The sequence below is a fragment of the Martelella sp. genome (assembly GCF_984369615.1).
In genome coordinates this window covers 1-7,951 of record NZ_CFHTCS010000209.1, presented here as the reverse complement: position 1 = coordinate 7,951, position 7,951 = coordinate 1, and the positions used below count along the sequence as shown (strand labels likewise).

At 62.4% G+C, this 7,951-nt stretch carries 8 protein-coding genes; 5 read left to right on the top strand and 3 right to left on the bottom strand.

The annotated features are described in order from the left end of the window. Window positions 1–995: class II fumarate hydratase (locus AC5DC2_RS15680; RefSeq protein WP_491699143.1), on the bottom strand; the 995-nt coding region annotated here is incomplete at its 3' end. A 362-nt stretch (window positions 996–1,357) separates the two neighbouring features. Between AC5DC2_RS15680 and AC5DC2_RS15675 the strand changes: the two genes are divergently transcribed. Continuing rightward, window positions 1,358–3,304, top strand: a complete 1,947-nt coding sequence (locus AC5DC2_RS15675; RefSeq protein WP_491699142.1) for a L,D-transpeptidase family protein — start codon at window positions 1,358–1,360, stop codon at window positions 3,302–3,304. 73 nt (window positions 3,305–3,377) lie between these two features. On the opposite strand, the gene gph is transcribed toward AC5DC2_RS15675, so the two are convergent. Further along, window positions 3,378–4,052 (bottom strand): phosphoglycolate phosphatase, encoded by a 675-nt coding sequence (gene gph / locus AC5DC2_RS15670; RefSeq protein ID WP_491699141.1) that lies wholly within the window; start codon window positions 4,050–4,052, stop codon window positions 3,378–3,380. 225 nt (window positions 4,053–4,277) lie between these two features. Here gph and rpiA point away from each other — a divergent pair, with 225 nt between their 5' ends. The 3 genes from rpiA (at window position 4,278) to gor (ending at window position 7,079) form a co-directional block, all read left to right on the top strand. Further along, window positions 4,278–4,976, top strand: a complete 699-nt coding sequence (gene rpiA / locus AC5DC2_RS15665) for a ribose-5-phosphate isomerase RpiA (RefSeq protein WP_024707668.1) — start codon at window positions 4,278–4,280, stop codon at window positions 4,974–4,976. A gap of 13 nt (window positions 4,977–4,989) precedes the next feature. Next, window positions 4,990–5,523, top strand: a complete 534-nt coding sequence (locus AC5DC2_RS15660; RefSeq protein WP_036236781.1) for a DUF2059 domain-containing protein — start codon at window positions 4,990–4,992, stop codon at window positions 5,521–5,523. A gap of 167 nt (window positions 5,524–5,690) precedes the next feature. Further along, window positions 5,691–7,079 (top strand): glutathione-disulfide reductase, encoded by a 1,389-nt coding sequence (gene gor, locus AC5DC2_RS15655; protein ID WP_491699140.1) that lies wholly within the window; start codon window positions 5,691–5,693, stop codon window positions 7,077–7,079. Between the two features lie 38 nt (window positions 7,080–7,117). Here the strand turns inward: gor and AC5DC2_RS15650 are convergent, their stop codons facing one another. Then, window positions 7,118–7,255: a hypothetical protein gene (locus AC5DC2_RS15650; protein ID WP_491699139.1), complete on the bottom strand. Its 138-nt coding sequence runs from the start codon at window positions 7,253–7,255 to the stop codon at window positions 7,118–7,120. Between the two features lie 175 nt (window positions 7,256–7,430). Here AC5DC2_RS15650 and AC5DC2_RS15645 point away from each other — a divergent pair. Then, the coding region (locus AC5DC2_RS15645) for a LysR family transcriptional regulator (RefSeq protein ID WP_491699138.1) at window positions 7,431–7,951 on the top strand (521 nt) is incomplete at its 3' end.

Here is a 7,951-nt window from a genome sequence, read left to right as displayed (position 1 = left end):
GCCTCGTTCTGGGTCGGGTTGACCTTGCCGGGCATGATCGAGGAGCCGGGCTCGTTTTCCGGCAACGCCAGTTCGCCGAGGCCCGAACGCGGGCCGGAGGCCAGATAACGAATGTCGTTGGCGATCTTGAAGCAGGCCATCGCGGCGGCGTTGATCGCGCCGTGGGCAAAGACCATCGCGTCATGGGCGGCCAGAACCTCGAACTTGTTCGGCGCGGTGATGAAGGGCAGGCCGGTGATCTCGGCGACTTCTTCCGCCACCTTCTCGGCAAAGCCGATCGGCGCGTTGAGGCCCGTGCCGACCGCCGTGCCGCCCTGGGCAAGCTGATAAAGCCCCGGAAGCGTCAGTTCCAGCCGGGCAATCGCGGAGGCGACCTGGGCGGTGTAGCCGGAAAATTCCTGGCCGAGCGTCAGCGGCGTCGCATCCTGCGTATGCGTGCGGCCGATCTTGATGATGTCCTTGAATTCCTTTTCCTTGGCGGCGAGCGCCTCCTGCAGGTGCTTCAGGTTCGGCAGAAGGTGGTGAACGATCTGCTCGGCGCAGGCAATGTGCATGGCGGTCGGGTAGGTGTCGTTCGACGACTGGCTCATATTGCAATGGTCATTGGGATGGACCGGTTTCTTCGAACCCATCTCGCCGCCGAGCATCTCGATCGCGCGGTTGGAAATCACCTCGTTGGCATTCATGTTCGACTGCGTGCCCGAGCCGGTCTGCCAGACGACCAGCGGAAAATGGTCGTTGAGCTTGCCGTCGATGACTTCCTGTGCGGCATTGACGATCGCGTTGCCGATCTCCGGCGAAAGCCGGCCGAGGGCCATGTTTGCCCTGGCGGCGGCCTGCTTGACGATGCCGAGCGCGCGAACGACGGAAAGCGGCTGCTTTTCCCAGCCGATCTTGAAATTACCGAGCGAACGCTCAGCCTGTGCGCCCCAGTAGCGGTCGGCCGCCACTTCGATCGGGCCGAATGTATCGGTTTCGGTGCGGGTATCAGTCATGTTTTCTCCACCTCAGTGCATCGGCCCGCGGAAGGGCACACTTGAAAGACGTCATGCCGGAAAAGCGTGGCTATGCAATCGCGCGCTCAAGGCCGATCTGTCAACAAGGCGCTTCAGTTTATTCGATTTAGGTCGGCTTGATACCGTCGGAATGCCTCGCGCCTGAACTTAAGGCACTGTTAATGCTGCGCTGATAGTGTTCACATCAGGCGACCCCGATCCGGAACTTTCAAAGGGGTTGTGTTGTTTTTCGTCAACACAGCCGCGCCGGCCTGTTCCGATAGCACAATTGTTATTGGAGGGATCTGCCCATTGCAGGTAAGGTGGTCTCAATTCTTGGTTTTGTCTAACGGGGTGAAAAATTGCGCAACAAGCTTCTAGTTCGCGTCTCATCGGTGGCCGTCGCGGCCGCGGTCTCGGCTGCCTTCGTGCCGTCCTCCGCCAGCGCCCTGACACTGATGGATATTCTGCGCGGCCGAAACAAGGAGGCTGACCGGGCGCCGGTCGTCGAACAACAGCCGCAGCAGCAACAGCAGGTGCAGCGCACCTATTCCGCCCCGAAGGTCGCGCCCCCGAAATATTACACCTACAAGGCTGATTCGATGCGCTTCATCGCGATCAGCGAGGTTCGCGATCCGGTTGTGACCGGATCCATCTCCGCCGAAGAGACCGTGATGCCGGAAGGCGGCGAGACGTCGACGGAAGTCGCCGCGCTCGAGACGGAGACGATGAGCGATGCCGGCCCGGCCGAGACCATGGTCGCGATCGACGGCAATGATCCCCGCCGTTACCTCACCGATGCCCGGGTCAAGGCCGTCGACGATGTCGCGACGGCGATCGAGGGCTATTACGCGAATGGCGGCGAGCTGATCTGGGTTTCCGACGAGGCGATCACCCCGAGGGCGGAAGCCGCGCTCGACGTCCTTGCCGGCGCCGACGCCTGGGGGCTTGACGCTTCCGACTATTCGGTCAACCGCCCGGATCTCGCGCTGGCCGATGGCGAGGCCGCGCGCGAGGCCGAACTGATGCGCTTCGAACTGGCGCTTTCGGCCAAGGTGCTGACCTATATGCAGGATGCCAGGCGCGGCCGCGTCGATCCGAACCGGATTTCGGAGTTCCACGACCTTCCGCGCAATCCCGTTGACCTGGAAGAGGCGATCAATGCGCTCGGCAAGGCCGAGAACGTCGCCGGGCTGATGGAGAGCTACAACCCGCAGAGCGACCGGTTCAAGGAGCTCAAGACGGCGCTGAAGGAACTGCGCGCCGACCATGAATATGTCGAACCGATCGTGTTCCGCAGCGGCGTCTTCATCCATCCCGGCGAAAATGACGAGGATGTGCCGAAGCTGGTGAAGGCGATCAAGCGCAAGAGTTCCAAGGCCTTCATCCAGGACCATTCCGATGTGTTCGACGCCTATGACGGCGGAACCGAATACACGCCCGAACTGGTCGAACTGGTGCGCGCCTTCCAGGATGCGCAGGGCCTCTACGTCGACGGCGTCGTCGGCCCGAAGACGATCGCGGCCTTCGATGTCGAGACCAATGACGACAGGGCCGAGAAGGTGGTCGCCGCCATGGAGCGGCTGCGGTGGCTGCCGGAGGATTTCGGCCCGCGCTATGTGTTTATCAACCAGCCGGCCTACCGCGTCTATTACCACGACGACAATGGCGAGAATTTCGACATGCGCGTCGTTGTCGGCAATACGCGCAACCAGACCTATTTCTTCCGTGACGAGATCGAGACCGTCGAGTTCAATCCCTATTGGGGCATTCCCCGGTCGATCGTCGTCAATGAGTACCTGCCGAAACTGAGGGCCAATCCCTCTTATTTCGACCAGATCGGCTATGAGGTGAGCTATAACGGCCGTCGCGTGTCGTCCTCCTCGGTCAACTGGGCGTCCGCCCCGATGGTTGACGTGCGCCAGCCGCCGGGAGAGCGCAACGCTCTGGGGCAACTGAAGATCCTGTTCCCCAATGACCATGCGATCTACATGCACGACACGCCGCAGAAGAGCTATTTCGAACGTGACGTCCGCGCGCTCAGCCACGGCTGCGTGCGGCTCGCCGAGCCCAACAAGATGGCCGCCGCCGTGCTGGGCGTTCCCGAATCGGACATCGAGGCCAATATCGCGACGGGCCAGAACATGCCGGTCGACGTGCCGGAGAAATTCCCGGTCTATGTGACCTATTTCACCGCCTGGCCGGATGCGACCGGCGACATCCAGTATTATGACGACGTCTATGAACGCGACATGTATCTGAACCGCGCCCTGGAGGCGGAAAGCCAGGCGCGCAAGGCCAGCAGCTGACCGGCTCGGAAAACCACACGTCTGTAAGGAAAGGCGCGCCCGGATCTCCCGGCGCGCCTTTTTCGTTGCCGCTTCAGCGGACGAGAACCTCTTCGAGGAGCGCTGCCGTCAGTTCGTCGAAATGGCTGATCAACCGGTTCGCGCCAAGACTTTCGACCGGCCGGTCGGCATAGCCGAAGGTAACGGCCACCGAGGCGACGTCGGCGCCCCTGGCGGCATCGATGTCGTTCGAGCTGTCGCCGATCATCACCGCGTTTTGCGGGTCCATGCCGGCGCGCGCGATGGTGCCGAGGACATGGCGCGGATCGGGCTTGCGGTATTCGAAACTGTCGCCGCCGGTGATGACATCGAAATAGCCGGCAAGGTCCAGACTGGTCAGAAGCGGCATGGTCAGCGGCATGCGCTTGTTGGTGCAGACGGCAAGCGTGAAGCCCCCGTCCTTCAGCCGATCGAGCGCCGCGCGCGTGCCGGGATAGGGGCGGCTTTTGCCGGGCATGCCGTCGCGGTAGTGGGTGGTGAAGCGGTCGAAGCAGGCCTCAAACGTCTCTTCGTCAAGCGCGGCCTCGCGCAACGCGAAGGCCCGCTCGATCATGACCTTCACGCCCTTGCCGACAAGCTGGTGCAATTGCGATATATCGAAGGGCTGCAGGCCTTGCGGCGCGATGGCATGGTTGAGACTCTCGATCAGGTCGGGCGCGGTGTCGACGAGCGTTCCGTCCAGATCGAAGATGACGAGCGGAGATGACATTCGGTTTCCTTCCGGGGTGATGCGCTTCGGCCGGCGTCCGGGAGGGGCAGGCCGGTCCTCAGCCAATCGGCACGAAGTTTGCGCGCGATTGTGGTTTGCAATATTCGTGTCCTTGCTGCGATGCTATTCAATAGAGCCGAAGCCGAGGCTTCCTGCAAAAGGACTTTTGTTTAGCGCCTGTGGCGTGTAAACACCTTAGCGTATATCAGAAGGAGCATGTGACGCATGGACGCGCGTCAATTGAAGATCAAGGCCGCCGAAACGGCGCTTGAATACGTCGAGGACGGAATGCGTCTCGGCATCGGAACCGGCAGTACCGCGCGTGAATTCATCGCGTTGCTCGGCGAGAAAGTGGCGAACGGCTTCAACGTCATCGGCGTGCCAACGTCGGAGGCAACGGCCCGCCAGTGCCTCGAACTCGGGATCGAGCTGAAGTCGCTCGACGAATCGCCCGAACTTGACCTGACCATCGACGGCGCCGACGAGATCGATCCCTCGCTGAACCTGATCAAGGGCGGCGGCGGCGCGCTGCTGCGTGAAAAGATCGTGGCCTCGGCCTCGAAGGCGATGATCGTGATCGCCGACGAGACGAAGGTGGTCGACCATCTCGGCGCCTTTCCGTTACCGATCGAGGTGATGCCCTTCGGACTTGCCGCCACGCGCATTGCAATCGAGAAGGCCGCCTCGCGCCTCGATCTTTCCGGGTCGCTCGATCTGCGCCGCTCGGGCGACGGCCCGTTCATGACCGATGGAGGGCATTACATCCTCGACGCATCATTTGGCCGCATTCCCGATGCAGAGGCTCTTTCCGTGGCGCTCAATATCATCCCGGGCGTTGTGGAGCACGGGCTGTTTATCGATATAGCGACGCTGGCCGTCGTGGCATCCGGCGGTGGCGTGCGCACACTCAAAGCAACCGAGTAGACAGGAGTCCTTTATGAGATTTCACACCAAGATCGGCCGTTCCGTGGCCATCGCCGCCACGGTAATGGGACTTGGCGCCTTTTCCGTTGCTGCCGCGCAGGATGTGTCGCCCGAGCATCTGGCGGCAGCCAAGGCCGCCCTCAATGCGCTGGGCATCAACTCGCAGTTCGACGAGATCCTGCCGAATCAGGCAGATCTCGTGCAGTCGCAGATGACGCAGGTCTATCCGAACTATCATTCGCTGATCGATGAAGTCGTCACGGACACGGCGATCGCGCTTGCGCCGCGCCGCGCCGACCTCGAGAACGAAGGCGCGCAGATCTATGCCAATATCTTCACCGAGGAAGAATTGCAGAAGCTGGCGGATTTCTACAGCTCCGATCTCGGCCAGAAGTTCATCCAGTACGGCCCGATCGCCGCGCGCGAACTGAGCCAGGCCGGCGACATCTGGGCAAGGGGCATCGCCCGCGACCTCAATCAACAGGCCCAGGAAGAACTGAACGCGCGTATTGCTGAACAGACGGGTTCGGCTCCGGCGGCCGAGTAATCGGCGCGCTGTGATTTTTTCTTCAAGGGCGCGCCGTTCGGCGCGCCCTTTGCCGTTTTCGTCCCAAGTCCGCTCTCGCTTCGCCTTCGGTCTTTTTTTTCCGGTGCGAATTGCCATATTCAGGCCCGACCTTTTCCAAAACCTTGACGTCCAGAAGGAGCCTCCCGATGTCCGATTACGATTTTGACCTTTTTGTTATCGGCGGAGGATCGGGCGGCGTGCGCGCCGCGCGGCTTGCAGCGGGGCTTGGCAAGCGGGTGGCGATCGCCGAGGAATACCGCTTCGGCGGCACCTGCGTCATTCGCGGCTGCGTGCCGAAGAAACTCTTCGTCTACGCGTCACAGTTTCCGGAACATTTCGAGGACGCTGCGGGCTATGGCTGGCATGTGGGTGAGCGCCGTTTCTCCTGGCCGGACCTGATCGCCGCCAAGGACAAGGAGATCGGACGCCTTGAAGGGCTCTACCGCAAGGGCCTGGAAAATGCCGGCGCCGAAATCCTGGAAAGCCGCGCCGAGATCATCGGGCCGCATCGCCTGCGCCTCAACGCCTCGGGCCAGGAAGTGACGGCGGAGAAGATCCTGATCGCCGTTGGCGGCGCACCCAATCCGCATCCGGAAATGCCGGGCTCGGAGCTGTGCATTTCCTCCAACGAAGCCTTCCACCTGGAGGAGCTTCCGAAATCGATCGCGATCACAGGCGGCGGCTATATCGCCGTCGAGTTCGCAAATATCTTCAACGGCCTCGGCGTCGAGACGACGCTGATCTATCGCGGTCCGGAAATCCTGCGCGGTTTCGACATGGACATGCGCACGAACTTGCGCGAGGCGATGGAGAAGAAGGGTATTCGCGTCGTCTGCCGCGACACCATTCTCGATGTGTCCCAGGCCGCCGACGGGCGTCTCAAGGCGGAGACCAAGCAGGGGCACGTGTTCAACGTCGACAAGGTGATGATGGCGCTTGGCCGGCTGCCCAACACAAAGAGCCTCGGGCTTGAGTCCATCGGCGTCGAGACAGACGCGAAGGGCGCGATCGTCGTCGATGACTATTCGCGCACCAATGTCGACTATGTCTACGCGCTCGGAGATGTGACCGACCGGGTGCAGTTGACGCCGGTCGCCATCCATGAGGCGATGTGCTTCATCGAGACCGAATACAAGGACAACCCGACGAAACCGGACCATGACCTGATCGCCACGGCGGTGTTCTCGCAGCCCGAGATCGGCACGGTCGGTCTTCCGGAAGATGTTGCGGCCGAGCGCTATGACGAGCTCGAAGTCTATCTGGCGAAATTCCGGCCGATGAAGGCGACGCTGTCCGGCCGCGACGAGAAGACGGTGATGAAGCTGATCGTCAACGCCGCCGATCGCAAGGTTGTCGGCGCCCATATTCTCGGTCATGAGGCCGGCGAGATGGCGCAGCTGATCGGCGTGGCGCTGAAGGGCGGCTGCACCAAGGATGATTTCGACCGCACCATGGCGGTTCATCCGACGGCGACCGAGGAGCTCGTGACCATGTACGCGCCCTCCTACCGGTTGAAGAACGGCGAGCGGGCCTGAGGGCAGGCAGCCCGGCGCTTCAGACGGCGCCGGACGTCTTATCTCCGGCGCATGAGGCGGCTGATCAGTGCGGCCGCCCACTGGTGCCCCCGCCAGTCCTCGCCCTCCAGCGGATCGGCGAGCGAGGGGCGGGGCCTGAATGCCCTGCGTCGGGTGATGGAAAGCCAGTCAATCATGTCACGTCCTCCTTTCGGCGCGTCGCCTTTTCTTCGGCGCTGAAAAGACCTAGTCCGTTCGGGACGGGAACTGTAGAAGCGCGGATGAAACGTCTGTTTCAGCCGTGAACGGTTCATCCGCGTCGTCGCGGCCGTAATGTGGACGGGCGGAAAGAGGCTTCGGGAACAGGCAGCGATGGCGGATCCGAACTGGGATGATCTTCAGCTTTTTCATGTGGTCGCGGAACTCGGCGGCCTCAGCGCCGCGGCCCAGCGCACAGGCTTGTCCGCGCCGACCATCGGCCGGCGCATGCTGGCGCTGGAGCGCACGCTCGGCCGCTCGCTGTTTCTGCGCTCCCAGCGCGGCTATCGGCTGGCCCATGACGGCGAAGTGCTGTTCGAACGCGTCAGCGGCATGCAGGCGGTGGCTGACGCGATTGCCGACTGGCATGGCGAGGCATTTGCCATGCCCTGGGTGTCGATTGCCGTCGACAGCTGGCTTGCGGGTTTCGCAGCCGATCATGTGCTTCGGATAAAGGGGCCGGAGGATGGCTTTCGCATCTGCCTTGCCGCGGCCGCGCCGTCGCTGGCGCTCGCCTTTCGCGAGGCCGATGTGGCAGTGCTTGCGGCAAGGCCCGACAGCGGCAATCTGGCGGTGCGCCGCGCGGGGTCCATGGCCTATGCGGTCTACCGTCGTCGTGATCTTGCGGGAGACGA

What these genes read in the sequence shown, in the direction of transcription:
- gph (WP_491699141.1), bottom strand. Translation starts at nt 4,052, where the DNA reads ATGTCATCTCCGCTCGTCATCTTCGATCTGGACGGAACGCTCGTCGAC.
- rpiA (WP_024707668.1), top strand. Translation starts at nt 4,278, where the DNA reads ATGGACGCGCGTCAATTGAAGATCAAGGCCGCCGAAACGGCGCTTGAA.
- AC5DC2_RS15660 (WP_036236781.1), top strand. Translation starts at nt 4,990, where the DNA reads ATGAGATTTCACACCAAGATCGGCCGTTCCGTGGCCATCGCCGCCACG.
- gor (WP_491699140.1), top strand. Translation starts at nt 5,691, where the DNA reads ATGTCCGATTACGATTTTGACCTTTTTGTTATCGGCGGAGGATCGGGC.
- AC5DC2_RS15650 (WP_491699139.1), bottom strand. Translation starts at nt 7,255, where the DNA reads ATGATTGACTGGCTTTCCATCACCCGACGCAGGGCATTCAGGCCCCGC.